At 73.3% G+C, this 20517-nt stretch carries 13 protein-coding genes; 12 read left to right on the plus strand and 1 reads right to left on the minus strand.

Annotated elements, in window-relative coordinates:
• Nucleotides 1-7: 7 nt before the first annotated feature.
• The 10 genes from CG719_RS16365 (at nucleotide 8) to galE (ending at nucleotide 17906) form a co-directional block, all read left to right on the plus strand.
• Nucleotides 8-3958 (plus strand): FHA domain-containing protein, encoded by a 3951-nt coding sequence (locus CG719_RS16365; RefSeq protein WP_100569409.1) that lies wholly within the window; start codon nucleotides 8-10, stop codon nucleotides 3956-3958.
• 233 nt (nucleotides 3959-4191) lie between these two features.
• Nucleotides 4192-5580, plus strand: coding sequence for an ABC transporter substrate-binding protein (locus CG719_RS16370; RefSeq protein WP_100569355.1), 1389 nt, complete (start codon nucleotides 4192-4194; stop codon nucleotides 5578-5580).
• A gap of 7 nt (nucleotides 5581-5587) precedes the next feature.
• Nucleotides 5588-6931, plus strand: a complete 1344-nt coding sequence (locus tag CG719_RS16375; protein ID WP_199836658.1) for a carbohydrate ABC transporter permease — start codon at nucleotides 5588-5590, stop codon at nucleotides 6929-6931.
• Nucleotides 6928-7839, plus strand: coding sequence for a carbohydrate ABC transporter permease (locus tag CG719_RS16380; protein ID WP_100569356.1), 912 nt, complete (start codon nucleotides 6928-6930; stop codon nucleotides 7837-7839). Before CG719_RS16375 ends, CG719_RS16380 begins: the two co-directional genes overlap by 4 nt.
• Nucleotides 7840-8019: 180 nt before the next feature.
• Nucleotides 8020-10212, plus strand: coding sequence for a bifunctional glycosyltransferase/CDP-glycerol:glycerophosphate glycerophosphotransferase (locus CG719_RS16385; RefSeq protein ID WP_100569357.1), 2193 nt, complete (start codon nucleotides 8020-8022; stop codon nucleotides 10210-10212).
• Nucleotides 10213-10227: 15 nt separating this feature from the next.
• Nucleotides 10228-12474: a bifunctional glycosyltransferase/CDP-glycerol:glycerophosphate glycerophosphotransferase gene (locus CG719_RS16390; RefSeq protein ID WP_100569358.1), complete on the plus strand. Its 2247-nt coding sequence runs from the start codon at nucleotides 10228-10230 to the stop codon at nucleotides 12472-12474.
• Complete coding sequence (locus tag CG719_RS16395; protein WP_100569359.1) at nucleotides 12471-13790, plus strand: hypothetical protein; 1320 nt, start codon at nucleotides 12471-12473, stop codon at nucleotides 13788-13790. The genes CG719_RS16390 and CG719_RS16395 overlap by 4 nt, the downstream gene beginning before the upstream one ends.
• 126 nt (nucleotides 13791-13916) lie before the next feature.
• Nucleotides 13917-15203 carry a glycosyltransferase 87 family protein gene (locus tag CG719_RS16400; protein ID WP_100569360.1) on the plus strand — a complete coding sequence of 429 codons (1287 nt, stop codon included), beginning with the start codon at nucleotides 13917-13919 and terminating at the stop codon, nucleotides 15201-15203.
• Between the two features lie 44 nt (nucleotides 15204-15247).
• Nucleotides 15248-16864, plus strand: a complete 1617-nt coding sequence (locus CG719_RS16405; protein ID WP_100569411.1) for a glycosyltransferase family 2 protein — start codon at nucleotides 15248-15250, stop codon at nucleotides 16862-16864.
• A gap of 58 nt (nucleotides 16865-16922) precedes the next feature.
• On the plus strand, nucleotides 16923-17906 hold the full coding sequence (gene galE, locus CG719_RS16410; RefSeq protein ID WP_100569361.1) for a UDP-glucose 4-epimerase GalE: 984 nt from the start codon (nucleotides 16923-16925) through the stop codon (nucleotides 17904-17906).
• A gap of 71 nt (nucleotides 17907-17977) precedes the next feature.
• Here galE and CG719_RS16415 read toward each other — a convergent pair whose 3' ends face one another.
• A complete protein-coding gene (locus tag CG719_RS16415) occupies nucleotides 17978-18604 on the minus strand; it encodes a TetR/AcrR family transcriptional regulator (protein WP_100569362.1) in 627 nt (208 codons plus the stop codon).
• A gap of 182 nt (nucleotides 18605-18786) precedes the next feature.
• Here CG719_RS16415 and CG719_RS16420 point away from each other — a divergent pair, with 182 nt between their 5' ends.
• Together CG719_RS16420 and CG719_RS16425 are read left to right on the plus strand one after the other, a co-directional pair.
• A complete protein-coding gene (locus tag CG719_RS16420; RefSeq protein WP_100569363.1) occupies nucleotides 18787-19701 on the plus strand; it encodes an ABC transporter permease in 915 nt (304 codons plus the stop codon).
• Nucleotides 19694-20503: an ABC transporter ATP-binding protein gene (locus tag CG719_RS16425; protein ID WP_100569364.1), complete on the plus strand. Its 810-nt coding sequence runs from the start codon at nucleotides 19694-19696 to the stop codon at nucleotides 20501-20503. Before CG719_RS16420 ends, CG719_RS16425 begins: the two co-directional genes overlap by 8 nt.
• Nucleotides 20504-20517 lie beyond the last annotated feature (14 nt).

Here is a 20517-nt window from a genome sequence, read left to right on the forward strand (position 1 = left end):
GACGGCGATGCAGATCCGGCTGACCGTCGTAGATCCGCTGGGCCCGCCCTCCCCCACGGTCTCGGCCTCGCAGGAGCGAGGCGGCCACCCACCGGCGCGCGACCTCGCCGCGCGTTGCGACGTACTGGTCACGGCGCCCGCCGGCACCGCCCTGGCCGCGGTGGCGGCGGCGCTGGCCGCGGCGGTCTGCGGCGAGGGGACCTCGGCGTCCGAGCGGGGCGCGTCCGGCGGCCGGGAGCCAGGAGCGGGCCCGGTGGTGCTGTACGCGGGCGCGGAGCGGCTGGACGCGCAGCGCTGCACGCTCGGCGAGCCCCCGCTGCTCGACGGCGCGGTGCTGTCCCTGGGCGCCCCCGCCGACTCCGAGCCGCACCCCGAGCTCGACGACGTGCCGACCCAGCTGCACGTGGTCGCGGGGCCGGACGCGGGCGGGGTGCACCTGCTGCACGGCGGGCAGATCACGGTGGGCCGTTCCGCCGACGCGGACGTGCCGCTGGACGACCCCGACGTCTCGCGCGTGCACTGCGCGGTGACGGTCGCCCCCGACGGCGGCGTCTCGGTCGCCGACCTGGGCTCCACCAACGGCACGGTCCTGGGCGGCAGGCCCGTCGGGTCCCGCCCGGTCCGCTTCGCGCCGGGAGCGCTGCTGCGCATCGGCGAGTCGGCCCTGCGCCTGACACCGGCCGCGGGACCGGACGCCCGCGTACGGACGACACCCGACGGGGAGGGCCATGTGCGGCTCCCCGCCGGGAACACCCCCGCACCCGCCACCACCACTTCCGCACACGCGCGCGTACGGGACGGCGTGGGCGACGGCGACGGCAGCGGTGCTCAGGCGGCGGCCACGCGCGCGTACGGCGACGCCGCGGGCCCGACCGTGACCCACCGGGGAACGTTCGCGCCGCACCCGCCGGAACCCCAGGCGCAGGGGCCCGTCGACCCGACCGTGGTTCCCTCGCAGGCGGGCCCGCCGCGGATCGAGAGCGGTCAAGGCCCGCACGGCTCGGCGCGGCCGCCCGTGCCCTTCGCCATCACGGCCGACGGCGGCACCGGCGTGCCGCAGGTGCTGCGGCGGCGCGGCGGACTCGGGGCGTGGGCGCGGCGGCTGACCGGCGGGCGCGGCGAGCAGGCGTCCGAGCGGCGTGGGACGTACGACGGCGGCGCGGCGAACACGCGCGCGCAGGACGCGCCCGCGTGGTCCGCCGCGCCGCAGCAGCCGGAGACCTGGCCGGACCCGGCTGCCCTGCTGCTCGCGGCGCTGGGCCCGGGGCCGCGGCTGTGGGAGCGCGGGCCGGGGCACCCGGAGGCGCTCACCGTGCGGCTCGGCACGGCCGACCGGCCGGCGCCCGACGGCTCGGGACTGCTGCCCGCGGTCCCCGTCACCGCCGACCTGCGCGAGGTGGGGGCGCTCGGCCTGGCCGGACCGCGCGCCCGTCTGTCGGGGCTGGCCCGCGCGGTGCTCGCCCAGCTCGCCGCGGCGCACTCCCCCGACACCCTTGAGATCGTGCTGATCAGCGCCGACGGCGGCCGCCCGCTGGAGGAGCGCACCGCCGAGTGGTCCTGGCTCGGCTGGCTGCCCCACGTCCGCCCGGCCCACGGCCAGGACTGCCGCCTCCTGCTCGCCCACGACCGCGAGCAGGCCGCGGCCCGCACGGACGAACTCCTGCGGCGCGTCGAGGACCACACGGCGCACCACTCGGACCACACCGCGGACCACTTGGGCGGCGCCCCCGCTTCCGGGACGGACGACGCGCACTCCGGCCCACGGCGGCCCTCCTGGGCGCTGGACGGAGATCCGGCGGGCGAGCAGGGCTTCGCGGGGCCGTACACCGTGGTGGTCGTGGACGGCGACCCCGGCGGCGCCGCGGCGCGCGAGGCGGTGGCTCGCCTGGCGCACGACGGCCCGCGGGCCGGGATACACGTGGTGTGTCTCGCCGAGACGACGCCCGCCTCGCCCGCGTCCCCGGTGACGGACACCTACGAGTCGGCGTGCGCGGTGTCACCGGGGTTCGGGGAGTGCGGGGCCGTCGCGCTGCTCAGCGGTGACGTGGCGACGGCGTTGCGGCTGATGCGCGTCGCGGGGCACCCGCCCGCGGCCCGTCCGGACAGCGGGGCCGAGCGGATCCGGCAGCACCCGGACGACCCCCTTCGCGCCCCGCGCGCGGACGCCGGGGCCCCGGCGGCACGGGCCCCGCACCGCGACCCCATACCCCCCGGCACCGTCGCCGTCGTCGACGCGGTGTCCCTGGCGTGGGCCGAGCGGTTCGCGCGGGCCCTGGCGCCCTTGCGGACGGACGGGCCCGGAACGGACCGGCCGGCCCGGGTGTCGGCGCCGCTGCCCCTGTCGGCGCGGTTGCTCGACGAGCTGGGGCTGGCCCGGGCCACCCCGGCCTCGCTCCAGGCCCGCTGGGCGGACGCGGCCGACGACACGGCGGCCCTGGGCGGGCGCGCCTGGACGATACTGGGCGCCGGTCCGCGTGGGCCGGTCTGCGCCGACCTCGTGGCGGACGGACCGCATCTGCTGATCGAGGGGCCGGCGGGCAGCGGCCGTACGGAACTGCTGCGGTCCGTCGTCGCCTCGCTCGCCGCCGCCGAGCGCCCCGACCGCCTCGGCATCGTGCTGGTGGACGGCCGGGACGGCACCGGCGCGGGCGGCGGGCACGGGGACGGCCTGCGGGTCTGCACGGACGTGCCGCACGTGACCACCCACCTCACCGCCAACGATCCCGTCCGTATGCGGGAGTTCGCCCAGTCGCTGAGCGCCGAGCTGAAACGCCGGGCCGAACTGGTGGGGCTGACGGACTTCGCCGAGTGGCACACCCGCCGCGAGGTCTCCGGCCGCATCGTCCCCCAACGCACACCGGCATCCTCCGGCACACCCGGCCCGACCTCGACCTGCACGGGCGCGGCCGACTCCCACACCACGGGCACCTCGCAGCGAGCGACAACACCCCGCAGCGCGTACGAGCCCGGCCACAGCGGCGCAGGCACGGCTCACACGGCTCTGCCCGGCCCCAGGACGACCGGCACCCCGCAGCCAGGGGCGGCGCCCCGTGGCACGTACGAGCCCGGCCACACCAGCACGGGCACGGCCCACACGGCCCCGCCCGGCCCCAGGACAACGGGCGCTGATGCGGCCGGCTCCCACACCGGCACCTCTCAGCAGGGGACGTCGGCCCGCCGCACGTACGAGCCCGGCCACACCCCCACGGACCCCACCGGCCCAGGCACGGCTCACACGGCTCTGCCCGGCCCCAGGACGACCGGCGCGGACGCGGCCCGGGCCGCCCAGCGCGCGGCGGCCGTCCACGGCGCGTTCCCCCCGGGGCACACCGGCACGAGCCCGACCGGACCGGGCGCCGACGGTGCGGGAGACCTCGACAGCCCGCCCAGTTCGACGATGCGGCTGAGGCCCGCCTCCGCCCGCCGGCAGGCGGAGACCGCGCCGCCGCTGCCCCGGCTGGTGGTGGTCGTCGACGACCTCGACGCCCTGGTCTCCCCCTCGCTCGGTTCGCCCGGCCGGCCCTCGGCCGGGTCGGTCATCCGCGCGCTGGAGGCGGTGGCCCGCGAGGGCGAGCGCCTCGGCGTCCACCTGGTGGCGGCCACCACGCCCGGCGGCCGTACGGCGCAGACCGAACCGGCGCGCCGGGCCGCGCTGCGGGTCACGCTGGACGCGCCGGCCCAGGGGCTGGACGAGCCGGCGCCCGGACGCGGCCGGCTGGCCTGTGCGGACGGCCGGGTGACGGCGTTCCAGGGCGGCCGCGTCACGGGCCGTATCCCCCGCACCGCGACCCAGCGCCCCATGGTCGTCCCCCTGGAGTGGCACCGCATGGGCGACCCGCCCACCCGGCGCTCGGTACGGGAGTTGGGCAACGGGCCGACGGATCTGGCCCTGCTGGCAAGCGCGTTGGAGCGGGCGGCGCGGGAGGTGTCGGCGGCCCGCGTTCCCTCGTTGCTGTAACCGGGCCCCGTTGCCACCGACAGTTCCGTTGCCGTCATCGGCCCCGCCACCGTCACCAGTCCCACGTCACCGGCTTCCGCCACCGTGATCAGTAGCTGACTCTGCGTCACGACGTGGTCACGATCGCCCGGTTGACACCGTGGGCGCCCTTGCCGACTCCCGGACCCCGGCGTACACCAGAGCCCACGGGGCAGCGCTCGGACGTTCGACGAGAAGCGGAGAACGGGGCAGTCATGCGCAGCACGAGCAGCACCATCCTCAGCCACAGGGCCGCCAGGACCGCGGCGGCCGTCGCCGCGGGAGCACTGGCCCTCTCCCTCACCGCGTGCGGCGGCGGAAGCGACGACAAGAAGAGCGGCGACGACCAGAGCATGGGCACGAAGCCCGGCGCCGCCGTCACTCTCCCCAAGCTGGACGGCGCGACTCTGGAGGTCGCCGCCGTGTGGACCGGCGGTGAGCAGAAGAACTTCAAGCAGGTCCTCGCCGAGTTCGAGAAACGCACCGGCGCCAAGGTCACCTTCGTCCCCGCCCAGGACCCGATCATCAACTTCCTCGGCTCCAAGATCGCGGGCGGCCGGCCGCCGGACGTGGCGCTGCTTCCGCAGCCCGGTGCCATCAAACAGGCCGTGGACAAGAAATGGGCCAAGCCGCTGGGCCCGGAGGCACAGGCACAGCTCACCAAGAACTACTCGCAGGGCTGGCAGGACATCGGCAAGGTCGACGGCACGCAGTACGGCGCCTACTACAAGGCCGCCAACAAGTCGCTGATCTGGTACAACGCCAAGGTCTTCGAGGACGCGGGCGCGAGCGAGCCCAAGACCTGGAAGGACCTGCTGAGCGCCGCGCGGCAGGTCTACGACTCCGGGGTCACCCCGTTCTCCGTGGGCGGCGCCGACGGCTGGACCCTCACCGACTGGTTCGAGAACGTCTACCTCTCGCAGGCGGGCCCGGAGAAGTACGACCAGCTCGCCCAGCACAAGATCAAGTGGACGGACCCGTCCGTCAAGGACGCGCTGACCACGCTCGCCCAGATCTGGTCCAAGAAGGACTACATCGCGGGCGGCCCGGACGGCGCGCTCCAGACCGAGTTCCCGGCCTCGGTGACCCAGACCTTCACCGGCGGGGACCAGCCGAAGGCCGGCATGGTCTACGAGGGCGACTTCGCCCAGGTCAACATCGGCGAGACCAAGGCCGAGGTGGGCACGGACGCGAAGGTGTTCCCGTTCCCGGCCGTGGGCTCCACCCCGCCGGTCGTCTCGGGCGGCGACGCGGCCGTGATACTGAAGGACTCCAAGGCGGCCCAGGCCCTGGTCACCTTCCTGGCCTCGGCGGACGCGGCGACGATCCAGGCGAAGCTCGGCGGCTACCTGTCGCCGAACAAGAACGTGCCCGACTCGGCGTATCCGAACGCGGTCCAGCAGAAGATCGCCAAGGCGCTGATCGACTCGGGCGACGACTTCCGCTTCGACATGTCCGACCAGGCCCCGCAGGCCTTCGGCGGCACGCCCGGCAAGGGCGAGTGGAAGGAACTCCAGGACTTCCTGAAGAACCCGTCGGACGTCGCGGGCACCCAGGCGAGGCTGGAGAAGGACGCGGCGGCGGCGTACGGCGGCGGGAGCTGATCCGGCGATGGCGCCGGCCACGGCGGCGGGAGCCCCGACGGGTCCCGCCGCGCCCCGTCGTCGCAAGAGCGTGACCGGCACCCGCAGGACCGTGGCGGCCCTGTTCCTGCTGCCCGCCCTGGTGCTGCTCGGCGCGCTCGTGGTCTACCCCATCGGGTACTCGGTCGTCCGCAGCTTCTACAACGCCTCCGGCGACGGATTCGCCGGATTCGACAACTACAAGGCCCTGTTCACCGACGACGGCATCCGCACCGCGCTGAAGAACAACATCGTGTGGGTGGTGTTCGCGCCCGCGGTCGCCACCGCGCTCGGCCTGGTCTTCGCGGTGCTGACCGAACGGGTGCGCTGGGGAACGGCGTTCAAGCTGGTCGTCTTCATGCCGATGGCGATCTCCATGCTGGCGGCCGGGATCATCTTCCGGCTGGTGTACGACCAGGACCCGGACCGGGGCGTCGCCAACGCGGTGTGGGTCGGTGTGCACGACACCTTCGCGCAGTCCTCGGCGTTCCCGAAGGCCCACCCGGGCCGCGACTCGCCGCTGAGGCCGGACCGGGGCGGCTTCGTCACCTCGGCCACGGTCCGCACCGGCGAGTGGGTGGCCCTGCCCCTCGTCGGCGTCGCCCCCGACCGGATGCCGAAGAGCGCGAAGAAGGCCGTACAGGCCGAGCCGGAGGCCGGGAAGATCACCGGCACGGCCTGGCAGGACTTCACGCGCGGCAAGGGCGTCGGGAGGCTCGGCGCGGTCGACCCGCCGGAGTTCGGCTACGCCGGGATGCGGATCGAGGCGGTCAAGGACGGCAGGGTGGTCGCGTCCACGAAGGCCGCCGACGACGGCACGTTCACACTGCCCGCCCAGGCGGACGGCGCTCGACTGAGGCTTCCGGCCGGCAACTTCAAGGCGCCGTACAACGGCGTGGACTGGCTGGGCCCGACGCTGGTGACCCCGGCCATCATCGGGGCGTACGTGTGGATGTGGGCCGGGTTCGCGATGGTGCTGATCGCCGCCGGGCTCGCGGGCGTGCCCAGGGAGTTGCTGGAGGCGGCCCGGGTCGACGGCGCCAACGAGTGGCAGGTGTTCCGCAGGGTCACCGTGCCGCTGCTGGCGCCCGTGCTCGCGGTCGTCGTGGTCACCCTGATGATCAACGTGCTGAAGATCTTCGACCTGGTCTTCATCATCGCCCCGGGCTCCTCCCAGGACGACGCCAACGTGCTGGCGCTGGAGCTGTACCGCAAGGGCTTCTCGGAGGGTCAACCCGGCATCGCCAGCGCCATCGCGGTGTTCCTGCTGCTGCTGGTCGTCCCGGTGATGCTGTTCAACATGCGGCGGCTGCGGCGGGAGGTACGGCGATGACGGCGCGAGCCGAGAGCCCGGCGGGGACGGCGCCCGTTCCCGAGGCCGTGGCGGCCGAGCGGTCCCTGGGGGCGCGGCTGGCGGAGGCCGTCAGCGGCGGTGCGGTGCGCGTCTTCCTGATCGTGGTGGGCCTGTTCTGGCTGGTTCCCACGATCGGCCTGCTGCTGTCGTCGCTGCGTGCGCCCGAGGACATGAGCGCGAGCGGCTGGTGGACGGTCTTCAGCAAGCCCGCGCAGCTCACCTTCGGCAGTTACCGGAAACTGCTGGAGAACGGCGACATCACCGACTCCCTGGTGAACACGGTGCTGATCACCGTGCCGGCGACGCTCCTGGTGGTCCTCGTCGGCTCGCTGGCGGGCTACGCCTTCGCGTGGATGGAGTTCCCCGGCCGGGACTGGTGGTTCCTGGCCGTGGTCGGCCTGCTGGTCGTGCCGGTACAGGTCGCGCTCATCCCGATCGCCGAACTGTTCGGCAAGCTCGGCCTGTTCGGCACGATCTTCGGGGTGATCCTGTTCCACACGGGCTACGGCCTGCCGTTCGCGGTGTTCCTGCTGCGGAACTTCTTCGCGGAGATCCCCCGCGAGCTGCTGGAGGCGGCCCGTCTCGACGGCGCCGGTGAACTGCGGCTGTTCGCCCGCGTGGTGATGCCGCTCGGCGGGCCCGCGATCGCGAGCCTGGGCATCTTCCAGTTCCTGTGGGTGTGGAACGACATGCTGGTCGCGCTGGTGTTCACCAAGTCCGGCACGCAGCCGATCACGGTCGCCCTCCAGACGCAGGTACGCCAGTTCGGCAACAACATCGACGTCCTGGCGCCCGGGGCGTTCATCTCCATGGTGATCCCGCTGGCCGTGTTCTTCGCCTTCCAGCGGCAGTTCGTCTCGGGCGTGATGGCGGGCGCGGTCAAGTAGCGGCGTGCGAGCGGGACTTGGGGGCGGGCCGGCACCGGCCCGCCCCCGATCCGACACCCGCTCGCAACCGTGTGGCAACCCGCCGGCCGGCAGACCGTCACCCGGAGCCTTTGAACACCGTTTGCTCTTTTGGGAGTCCGTATGCACACAGCGGACCGAATCAACACAAGAAAGAGCAGAATGCCCCGATTCAGCATCGTCGTCCCGTCGCATGACGTCGCGGGCCGGCTGTCCCTGGCGCTGGACTCGGTCCTCGCCCAGTCCTTCGGAGACTTCGAGCTGATCGCGGTGTGCGACGGCCCGGCCGCCCCGGCCGCCGGCGTCGCCGCCGACCACGCGACGCGGGACTCGCGGGTGGTCCTGGTGCACTCGCCCCCGTCCGAGGGCCTCGGCGCGGCGCGCAACGCCGGGGTGCGGGCGGCGAGCGGCCTCTACCTGCTGTTCCTCGACGGCGACGACGTCCTGGCGCCGGGCGCGCTGGCCGCGCTGGCCGCCCGCCTTGAGGAGACGGGCGAGGTCGACGTGCTGTATTTCGAACACGAGCGGAGCCCCTGGTGGGACGGCGAACCCGCCACCACGGCCGGGCCCGCGCCGGTCACCGTCCGCGCACCCGCCTTCTCCCCCGCCGAGGCCCCGCAGCTGACCGGCGTGGCGCTGCCCGCGTGGAGCGCGGCCTACCGGCGCTCCTTCGTCACCGCACACGACCTGACCTTCCCCGACGGGCACTTCACCGATGTCGGCTGGGGCGGCCTGGTCACCGTCGCGGCCGAGCGCGTCGCGGTACTGCGCCGGGTCGTCGTACGGCATCTGCTGCGCCGGCAGGGCAGCCGGCTCGACCTCCCCGGCGAGCACCAGTTCGACCTCCTCGACCAGACCGAGCGGGTGCTCGTCCGGGCCGCCGCCGGGAAACTGCCCACAGAACGGTTCACGCCCCTGTTCGAGCAGCTCTTCGACACGGTGCTGGCGGTGGCCGCGGACCGGGAACGGGTGCCCGCGGGGCGGCGCCGCGCGTTCTTCCGCCGGGCCCACCGCCTGTACCGGCGCCACCGCCCGGCCGGCCACCGCACCCCGCGCGGCCGGTCCGGCGTGCCGCACCGGCTGATGGCGGCCGGTGCGTACACGGCGTTCCGCGTACGGTGCGCGGCCGGCCTCGCGGCCGTGGCCGCCGCCCGGCGCCTGCCGCGCGCGGGCCGACTGCGCACCCGCCTCGCCTACCGCCTGCACCTGCGCCGCCCACTCGACAAGAACCTCGTCGTGTACTGCGCCTACTGGGGCCGGGGATACGCCTGCAACCCGGCCGCCCTGCACGCCAAGGCCCGCGAACTCGCCCCGCACCTGAGTGGTGTGTTCCTGGTGGAGCCCGGCCAGGAACACACCGTCCCCGAGGACGTCGAGTACGCGGTGATCGGCAGCCGCCGCTACTGGAAGGTGCTGGCCCGCGCCAAGTACCTGGTGAACAACGCCAACTTCGCCGACGCCGTCGTCAAACGCCCCGGCAGCGTGCACCTCCAGACCCAGCACGGCACCCCGCTGAAGACGATGGGCTGCGACCAGTCGACGTACCCGGTGGTCGCGGCGCGGTCCGGCAGCTTCACCAAGCTGCTGCGCCGCGTGGACCGGTGGGACTACAACGTCTCCTCCAACCGCCACTCCACCGAGATGTGGGAACGGGCCTTCCCCGGCTCCTACGAGCCCCTGGAGTACGGCTACCCGCGCAACGACGTCTACTGCACGGCCCGCGCCGAGGACGTGGCCCGCGTCCGCCGCGAACTGGGCGTCCCGGAGGGGAAGACGGCCGTCCTGTACGCCCCCACCCACCGCGACCACCACACCGGCTTCGAGCCCGGCCTCGACCTGGAGGCCTTCTGCGCGGCGGCCGGCGAGGACGTCGTCGTCCTGCTGCGCGCCCACTACTTCTACGACCGGGGCGGGCCGCGAAGCAGCGGCCGGATCATCGACGTCACCGCGCACCGCTCCGCGGAGGACGTGTGCCTGGCCGCGGACGCGCTGGTCACCGACTACTCGTCGATCATGTTCGACTACGCCAACCTGGACCGCCCGATCGTCGTGTACGCCGACGACTGGGAGGTCTACCGGGAGATCCGCGGGGTCTGCTTCGGCCTCATGGACACACCACCCGGCCCGGTCGTCCGCACACCGGGGGAACTGGCGGCGGTCTTCCGCGACGGCGGGTACGCGGGCCCGGAGTCGGCGGCGCTGCGCGCCCGGTTCCGGCGGCGGTTCTGCCAGTTCGACGACGGCCTGGCCGCCGAGCGGGTCGTCCGCCGGGTGTTCCTCGGCGAACCGCCCGAAGCGCTCCCGCCCGTGATCCCGCTCGCCGAGCGTGTCCCGGCCCCCGCCGCCACCCACTAAGGAGCTGACGCAGCCGTGCCCCGCCTCAGCATCATCGTCCCCTGCTTCAAGGTGCAGGGGTTCCTGCGCGAATGCCTGGACTCGGTCCTGACGCAGTCCTTCGCCGACGTCGAGGTGATCGCCGTCGACGACTGCTCCCCCGACGGCAGCGGCGCCATCCTCGACGAGTACGCCGCCCGCGACCCGCGCGTCCGGGTGCTGCACCTGCCGGAGAACGTCGGCCTCGGCCGTGCCCGCAACGCCGGAATGCCGCTGGCCACCGGCGACTTCCTGTTCTTCCTCGACAGCGACGACACCCTCACCCCGGGCGCCCTGCGCGCCATCGCCGACCGGCTGGAGGAGACCGGCGACCCGGACGTGCTGGTCTTCGACTACGCCCGCACCTACTGGTGGGGCGGAACGCGGCGCAACGTACTGGCCGCGGTGCTCGCGGAGGCTCGCTCCGGCACCTTCACCGCCGCCGAACACCCGCGGATCCTGGACCTGCTGATGGTGGTGTGGAACAAGGCCTACCGCCGCGGCTTCGTCGAGGAGCACGGGTTCGCCTTCCCGCCCGGCTACTACGAGGACACGCCCTGGACGTTCCCCGTCCTGCTCACCGCCCGGCGGATCGCCACGCTCGACCGGATCTGCCTGTACTACCGCCAGCGCCGGCAGGGCAACATCCTGTCCACCACCAGCCGCAAGCACTTCGACATCCACGACCAGTACGAGCGGGTCCTCGCCCATATCGACTCCCGTCCCGAGCTGGCGAGTTGGCGACCTTTCCTGCACCGGAAGATGGGCGAGCACTGCCTGGACATCCTCGCCAAGCCGGACCGGCTGCCGCCCTCGGACAAGGCCGAGTTCTTCCGCCGTACCGCCCGGATGTTCCGCGCCCACCGGCCCCCGGACGCGGACACGAGCGGTCAGGTGCGGATGCTGGAGGGCGGTTGGGCCGCCTACCGGGTCAGGCGGCAGGCCGGGCGGGCCGGCCGGGAACTCGGGCGCCGGGCACTGCGGGTCCGCCGCGCGGCGGCCGGACGGGTCAAGGGCGGCTGGGCCGCGCTGCACACCCGCCGGACCCTGGACCAGGACCTCGTCCTGTACTCGGCGTTCTCGCACCGGGGCATGCTCGGCGACCCGGCGGCCGTCCACCGCAAGGCACGTGAGATCGCGCCGCATCTGCGCGGGGTGTGGGTGGTCGGCGACCGGGAGCAGGCCGCGCTGCTGCCGCCGGACGTGGAGTACGTCCTGCCCGGCACCCTGCGCCACCGGCAGCTCGCCGCCCGGGCCGCGTTCTTCGTCAACAACGTCAACTGGCCCTCCGTCCCGGCCAAACGGCCCGGCAGCACGCACATCCACACCCATCAGGGCACCCCGCTGAAGTTCATGGCGGCCGACCTGCTGGGCAAGCCGGGCGCCCGGCACGGCGTCGATGTGCCGGGCCTGCTGAAGCGCGCCGACCGCTGGGACCACAGCCTGGTCGCCAACCGCCACTCCGAGCTGGTCTGGGAGCGGGCCTACCCGTGCCGGTTCACCTCCGCGCGCACCGGCAGCCCGCGCAACGACGTGCTCGTCACCGCGCGCGCGGACGACGGCGCCGCCCTCCGCGACCGGCTCGGCATCCCGCCCGGGCACACGATGGTGCTGTACGCGCCGACCCGCCGGGACTACCGGCGCGGCGGCCACGTCGAACGCTTCGACCTGGCCCGGTTCGCCGCGGACCTCGACGAGGGCCACACCCTCGTCGTACGCCTGCATCCCTCGCTGGCCACCGGGCCGGCGCGCGGCCTGGGCCTGGCCGAGCTGCACCGGCGCGGAGTGCTCGTCGACGCGACCGACGAGCCGCACGTGGAGGAGCTCATGCTCGCCTCCGACGTGCTGGTCACCGACTACTCGGCCCTGATGTTCGACTACGCGAACCTGGACCGCCCGATCGTGGTGCACGCCGACGACTGGGACGCGTACACCGCGAGCCGGGGCGCCTACTTCGACATCACCGCCGAACCGCCGGGCCATGTGTCGCGCACTTACGAGGAGTTGGCGCGGCTGTTCACCTCCGGCGACTGGCGGGACGCCGAGTCCGCGCGGCTGCGGACCGGCTTCCGGGAGCGCTTCTGCGAGTTCGACGACGGCTGGGCGGCCGAGCGGGTGGTGCGGACCCTGATCCTCGGGGACAAGGAGTGGACCCCGGATCCGGCGGCGGCGCCCGCGGCCCCCGGAACGGTCGCCCACCTGCCCGCCCAGGCCTCCGGCCGCGATCTGCTGGCGCCCTCGTGAGACGGCCCCGTTGGAAAGCGCGCGCGGGGCGGCCGGGCACCTGGGTGCTGGTCCTGGCCGCCCTGTTCGCGCTGCTCCAGCTCGGCACGGTCACCGGCCGGGACACCCCCGACACCAAGAACTACCTGTCGTACGCGCTGAGTCTGCGCGGCGCGGACAAGCGGGAGGCGGCGGCCGTCACGATCGACTACGCGTGCGCCGGGAAGGCGGCCCGGGCGAGCCGGGCACGGAGCGTGGACGTGCTGCGCTTCCGTGAGCCGAGTCCTGCGGCCCGGGTGGCGGACTCGTGCCGGTCCGGGCTGCGGCGCGAGGTGGAGGCACGGTTGCGGGCCGGGCGGACCAGCGGGCACACCCTGCCGTTCATGCCGGAGCGCTTCATGCGGATCTTCGAGGCGCGCCCGGGCTATCCGGTGTTCCTGATCCCCTTCATCACGGTGTTCGGAGTGACGTGGGGCGTGTGGGCGGCGGGCGTCGTCGTCACCGCGGTGGGCGGCGTCCTCGTCTTCCTGGTGCTGCGTGGCCGGCGTGTGCCCGCGCCCCTGGCGCTGACCGGCCAGGCCCTCTACTACGTGCTGCCGTGCGGCACGACGGCCATGCGCCCGATGACCGAGGGCCTGATGCTGGCGCTGACCCTGGCGGCGCTGTGGGGCTGCTCGCTGGCGCTGGACGGGCGCGTACGGGCCGGCACCGTCCTGGTCGCGGGCGCGCTGCTCGCGCTGTTCACGGTCAAGCACTCCCAGGCGCTGTTCCTCGGCCTGAGCCTGGCTGCCGCGGGCGCGGCCGTCGCCGTACGGCGGTGGACGCGGCGGCGCCCGGCGGGGCGGGGCGTCCTGGCGGTCACCGCGTTGGCCTGCGGAGCCGCCGTCAGCACGGTGCTCCTGGCGCGGGCGCTGCGCTACCCGACCGGGACCGACAGCGTTCAGGACCTGCTCACCGGCCACTACGCCCTGCCAGACCGCGACCGCCCCTGGCCGGAGCTGTTGCGGCTGGAGGGCTCGTTCTGGCTGGAGTGGGTGCGCCGGCAGCTGTGGCAGCCGCTGTTCGCCGCCCTGCTCGCCGCCGGCGCCTGGGGTGCGCTGCGGCGGCGGGGGGCGTTCGGGCTCTTCGTGGTGGCGACGGCGTTCACCGGGTTCCTCACCCAGGCTGCGCATCCCGACATCACCGTGTGGGGCGAACGGCTGATCGTCGTGGCCTGGCTGCTGCCGGTGCTGGGGGTGCCGCTGCTGCTGGAGCGTGCGGCGCTCCGGCCGGCGGCGGACGTCCCCGGCCCGCGTCCCCGCGGCCTGCCGGACGAGCGGAGCCCGGTCACCCGGTGATCCCGAAGAACCCGAAGAACCCGGTGAGGGTGCCGGGGCCGGTTTGGTCCACTTGGCAGGCTCTTGCCGACACCAGGACGCGTATCAGCACATATGCGGCTTTCCATCGGATTACGATCCGCCGTGATGAGTGCCTTCCAGAGCGTGACGCGTCTTCCCGCGCGTCCGTCGACGAGACACCGCCTCCTCGGCCTGACGGCCGCCTGGCTCCTCACGCGCGCCCTGATGCTGTGGCTGCTCGCCCACAACGGACTGCCCCTGCTCGGCCGGGGCTCGGTGGCGCGCGAGGTGTGGAAGCTGTACCAGCACTGGTACGTGCTGCTGTCCCACGGCGCGTTCCCCGCGCACGACACGCTGTGGCAGTACCCGCCGGGCGCCGGTCCGGTGCTGCTGTCGCCCGCGCTGCTGCCGGGCCTGACCTACTTCCAGGCGTTCGTGGTGCTCACCGTCGCCGTCGACGCGCTGGTCACGCTGGCGCTGGCGCACGCGGGCACCCGGCCGGACAGCAGCCTGCGCGGGGCCGGCTACTGGACGCTGGGCCTGCCCCTGCTGCTGCACGTCCCGCTGGCCCGCTACGACGTCCAGGCGACCGCCCTGGCCGTGCTGTCCCTGCTGGCCCTGTCGCGCTCCCCACGCGCGTGCGGCGCGCTCGCCGCGCTGGGCGCCCTGGTGAAGGTGTGGCCGGTCCTGGCGCTGCTCGGACTCCCCCGGGGCCGTCCGACCCGCTCGGCGTTGACCTGGGCGGCCGCCACCGGCGCCGTCGCGCTGACCGTCCTCGCCGTCCTGTTCAGGAACCCGCTCGCCTTCGCTCGCCAGCAGGGCGGCCGGGGCGTGCAGATCGAGTCGTTGGGCGGCACCGCGCTCGCGCTGGCCACGCACGCCGGCTGGCCGGGCCGGGTGCGCTACCGGTACGGGGCCCTGGAGTTCACCGGCCCGTACGTCTCCACCGTCGCGCATCTCTCGCTGGCCCTGTCGGCGAGCGCCTTCGGACTGCTGCTGCTGTGGCGGATCCGGGCCCGGCACTGGACGCCCGCGACCCCGTACGACGCCGCGCTGAGCGCCGTCCTGCTGTTCACCGTGACCAGCAGGGTGATCAGCCCGCAGTACATGGTGTGGCTGCTCGGCCTCGCGGCGGTGTGCCTGACGTCGCCGCTGACCACGCAGCGGCCGGCCGCCGCGCTGATCGCACTGGCGAGTCTGGTCAGCGTGATCGCCTATCCCGCGCTGTACCACCAGGTGGCGTCCTGCACGTGGAAAGGTTGCGCGCTCATGGTCATGCGCAACGGTCTGCTGGCCGCCGCCGCGCTATTCTCTTTTGCCCGGTTGTGGCGATCGACGAAATTGATGACGCAGGAAGGGGAACCCGAGTCGGGCACACACCGTCTTCCGCACGGGACTCTAAGTCCCTCTTAACGGGAGATTACCGACCGCCCCTACTATTCCCGCTCGTGGACTCCATGCCTCTGCAGCCCCATCTTTCAGCCGACGTCAGCGTTGTCGTGATCGGTTACAACGACGCCGCCCACATAGCCGATGCTGTGCGCTCGGCACTCGCGCAGGGCCCCTCCGTCAGCGAGGTCGTCGCCGTCGACGACTGCTCGACCGACGGCACCTCCGAGCTGCTCGACCGGCTGGCCGCGGCCGAACCGAGAGTGCGGGTGATCCGGCGCGAGGAGAACAGCGGCGGCTGCGGCACCCCGCGCAACGCCGGCATCGACGCGGTCACGACGTCGTACGTGATGTTCCTGGACAGCGACGACGTACTGCCGCCGGGCGCGGTGGACGCGCTGCTCGGCGCCGCCCGCGAGAAGCAGGCCGAGGTCGTCAGCGGCCTGTGCGTGCGCCGCGAGCTGCCCTCCGGGCGCGAAGTGCCCTGGCAGGGCAAGCTGTACGCCGAGGGCGCCGTCCTCGCGCGCCCCGCGCACCTCCCTCGCCTCGTGCACGACACCCTGTGCGTCAACAAGCTGTACCGCACCGACTTCCTGCGCGAGCACGCGATCCGCTTCCCCGAAGGGCGCTTCCCCTACGAGGACTTCGTGTTCACCGCGCGTGTGCTGGCCGCCGGGCCGCGCATGGCCCTCATCCCGGACCAGGTCTACGTGTGGAACGTGCGCCGGTCGGCCGGACATCTGTCGATCTCGCTGGACCGCTCGGACATCGAGAACTGGCACGCGCGCACCGAGGCCAGCCGGTCGGCGTACGACATCCTGCTGAACGCCGGTCAGAAGGAGCTCGCGCGGGCGGCCCGAGCCAAGTTCCTCGACCACGAACTGCGCATGTACGCGCGTGAGCTGGGCCTGCGCGACGCGGAGTACCGGCGCGCGTGGTGGGACCACACGCGGGAGTACCTCGGCGAGTACGACGCGGCCGACTGGGCGGTCAACCCGACGGCCTCCGGACGCCTACTCGGACGGGTGATTCTCGCGTCGCCCGAGCCGCGGGATCTGGCGCGTCTGAAGGAGTTCGCCGCCCGCCCGTCCCGGCTGTGTCCGCCCTACGCCAGGGACAAGGACGGCGCCCCCGTCTGGGCGGACGATCTTCCCCAGATCAGCCTGGAGCCCTACCTGGTCCGGCCGCTCCACGTCCTGCCGCTGGCCGTGGACGCGGAGCTGCGCGCCCACGCGAGCACCAGCCTGCTGCGGCTGCGCCTGCACGACCTGTACGGCAGGGTGGCGTCCGCCGGGCCCGAGGCCGTGGAGGTGGAGTGGCACCACCGTGAGGCGGGGCGCACGGTCCAGCACGCCGCCGTCCCGCTCACACCGTCCGAGGACGGCACCTGGTCGGCCGAGACGGCCGTGGAGCTCGCGGGACTGGGGGCCGGCACCTGGGACCTGCGGCTGCGGGTGCGGTTCACCGACGGCGCGAGCCGTGAGGTGACGGCGCACGCGCACACGGGCGCCGGTCTGCTGCGCCGCCGTGTCGTACCGAGCGTGCGCTACGGCGTCCTGCTGGTCCAGCCCTACGCCACGCACTCCGGCGCGCTGGCGCTGCGGCTGGCGGCGGGACTGAGCGGGGTGACGTCCGTGCTGCGGGGCAGACTGAGCCGTCTGCTCCACCGGGCCGCGTCCCGGTGAGCGCGCCACGAACCGCATTCCCCCGACGACCTGGGCCAACTGACGAGGAGACGCCCGCATGACCTGGCTGATCACCGGCGGCGCCGGCTACATCGGAGCGCACGTCGTCCACGCGATGACCGAGGCGGGCGAGCGGGCGGTGGTGTACGACGACCTGTCCACCGGCATCGCCGGGCGCGTCCCGCAGGGCGTCCCGCTGGTGGAGGGCTCCACGCTGGACGGCGACCGTGTGGCGCGCGTCCTCGCCGAGCACGAGGTGACCGGTGTCGTCCACCTGGCGGCGAAGAAGCAGGTGGGCGAGTCGGTGGAGCAGCCCCTGCTCTACTACCGGCAGAACGTCGAGGGCCTGCGGGTCCTGCTGGAGGCGGTGACGGAGGCCGGGGTCGGGTCCTTCGTGTTCTCCTCCTCGGCGGCCGTGTACGGCATGCCGTACGCCGCGCGGGACGACGCCCTGGTCACGGAGGAGACTCCGTGCGTGCCGATGTCGCCGTACGGCGAGACGAAACTGGCCGGCGAGTGGCTGGTGCGCGCGACCGGCCGGGCGACGGGACTGTCGACGGCGTCCCTGCGGTACTTCAACGTGGCGGGCGCGGCGAACCCGGGGCTGGCGGACGTCGGGGTCTTCAACCTGGTCCCGATGGTCTTCGAACGGCTGACCGAGGGCAGGCCCCCGCTCATCTTCGGGGACGACTACCCCACGCCGGACGGCACCTGCGTCCGTGACTACATCCACGTGGCGGACCTCGCGGAGGCCCACGTGGCCGCGGCGCGTGCCCTGCGCTCCTCGCCCGGTCGCGACCTGACGCTGAACATCGGCAGCGGGGAGGGGGTCTCGGTGCGCGAGATGATCGACACGATCAACGCCGTCACCGGCTACGACAGCCCTCCGACGGTCGTCCCCCGCCGCCCCGGCGACCCCGCCCGCGTCGTCGCCTCCGCCGAGCGGATCACCACGGAACTCGGCTGGAAGGCCCGCCGCGACCTCCGCGACATGATCACCACGGCCTGGGAGGGCTGGCTCCACCACCACTCCCGGCCCTGACACCGCCTGAGGGCGCCACCGGGTCCGCCCGCCCGCGGACCGGTGGCGCCCTCCCCTGCGTGGCCCCGTGGTCAGAGGGCCTTGAGCGCCTCGGCCGTGCCGTGGGCGAGGGCGTTCAGGTAGCCCTTGGGGAGCTTCGGCGTGCGGATGACGACCGCGCGCCAGTACAGCGGGCCCGAGATCAGGTCGAGGGCCAGGTCCCGGTCCAGATCGGGGCCGATCTCGCCACGGCGCTCCGCCGCCGCCAGGATGCTGCTGGCCACGCTCTCCTGACCGTCGCGCAGGGCCTTCTGCATGGCCTCGGCGATGTCCGGATTGCGGGCCGCCTCCGCCTGGAGGTCGGGGATGATCTGCGAGGCGATGGGGTGGCGCAGGGCCCGGGAGGTCACCTCGTACAGCAGCCGCAGATCGCTCTCCAGGGAGCCGGTGTCCGGCGCGGGCAGGCCCTGCACGGCGAGCGCCGAGACGATGTCCAGCACCAGATGCAGCTTGGAACGCCACCGGCGGTAGACGGCCGTCTTGCCGACGCCCGCGCGCCGCGCGATCCCCTCGATGGACGTCCGCGCGTAGCCGACGGACGCCAGTTCCTCGAAGACCGCCGCACGGATCGCCTCCGTCACATCCTCGCGGAGCACGGCCGCTCCGGCGGGGACCCGGCGGCGGGGGCGCGTCTGGGGCTCGTCGGCGTTCGTCGTCATGGGGCCAAGCATAGGGCGTTACGACGAAACGGTTGCGTTGCGGCGTGCCTTCGCCGTACGCTCACGTTGCGACGATACGGTCCCGTTCCGACGTAAGAAAACGTAAAGAGAACCGTAAGGAAACGATCGGCGACCCGGAGCCGGACCCCCGCACCACCTCCCCCCGAGCGAAAGCAGCGGATGTGAGCCAGGTCCTCCACACACCGCCCCACACACCGGCCGCGGCCGAGCACCCCCTCTCGGCGCTCGCCACTCGCCACGGCCTGTCGGTCAGCGGCGCCCGCCCCTCCCTGCCCGAGTACGTCCGCCGGCTCTGGGCGCGGCGCCACTTCATCAGCGCCTTCGCCACCGCCAAGCTCACCTCCCAGTACAGCCAGGCGAAGCTCGGCCAGATCTGGCAGGTCGCCACCCCGCTCCTGAACGCGGCGGTGTACTACTTCATCTTCGGCATCCTCATGGGCACCAGCCGCGGCGTCGCGGACTACATCCCGTTCCTGGTGACGGGCGTGTTCATCTGGACGTTCACCCAGAACTCGATCATGGCGGGCACCCGGGCGATCTCCGGCAACCTCGGCCTGGTGCGGGCCCTGCACTTCCCGCGGGCCGCGCTGCCGGTCTCCTTCGCGCTTCAGCAGCTCCAGCAACTGCTGTTCTCGATGGTCGCCCTGGTGGTGATCCTGTTCTGCTTCGGCATGACGCCCTCCATGTCGTGGGCGCTGGTCGTCCCGGTGCTGCTGCTCCAGTTCGTGTTCAACGCCGGCGTCTCCATGATCATGGCCCGGATGGGCGCCAGGACCCCGGACATCGCCCAGCTGATGCCGTTCCTCCTGCGCACCTGGATGTACATCTCCGGCGTGATGTGGAGCATCGACAAGACGCTGGACCGCACCCACATGCCGCACGTGCTGAAGGTGCTGCTGCAGTCCAATCCGGCCGCCGTCTACATCGACCTGATGCGCTTCGCGCTGATCGACAGCTTCAAGGCCCACCAGCTCCCCCACCATGTGTGGGCCTTCGCAGTTGGCTGGGCCCTGCTCGCCGGGGTCGGCGGCTTCATCTACTTCTGGAAGGCTGAGGAGACGTACGGCCGTGGCTGAGCTGAACACCGACAAGGTCCCCACCGTCGTCGTCGACGGGGTCGACATCGTCTACCGGGTCAACGGAACCGGCTCCGGCCGGGGCTCCGCGACCGCCGCCCTCAACCGGATCCTGCGCCGCGAGAAGGCGGAGAAGGCGGCCGGCGTACGCCGGGTGCACGCGGTCAAGAAGGTCTCGTTCGTCGCCTACAAGGGCGAGGCCATCGGCCTGATCGGCACCAACGGCTCCGGCAAGTCCACGCTGCTGAAGGCGGTCGCCGGACTGCTGCCCGTGGAGAACGGCAGGATCTACACCAACGGCCAGCCCTCGCTGCTCGGCGTGAACGCGGCGCTGATGAACGACCTGACCGGCGAGCGCAACGTCCTCCTCGGCGGACTGGCCATGGGCATGTCCCGCGAGGAGATCAGGGAGCGCTACCAGGACATCGTCGACTTCTCCGGCATCAACGAGAAGGGCGACTTCATCACGCTCCCGATGCGCACCTACTCCTCCGGCATGGCCGCCCGGCTCCGCTTCTCCATCGCCGCCGCCAAGGACCACGACGTCCTGCTGATCGACGAGGCGCTGGCCACCGGTGACCGCTCCTTCCAGCGGCGCTCGGAGGAGCGGATCCGCGAGCTGCGCGCCGAGGCCGGCACGGTGTTCCTGGTCAGCCACAGCAACTCCTCGATCCGCGACACCTGCGAGCGCGTCCTGTGGCTGGAACGCGGCGAACTGCGCATGGACGGCCCCACCGAGGAGGTCCTCGCGGCCTACGAGGCCTTCACGGGCGGCTCCGACAAGAAGAAGGCCAAGCGGTAGCCCGCGCCCCACGC

This window comes from Streptomyces sp. CB01373 (assembly GCF_002803075.1).
GTDB lineage: Bacteria > Actinomycetota > Actinomycetes > Streptomycetales > Streptomycetaceae > Streptomyces.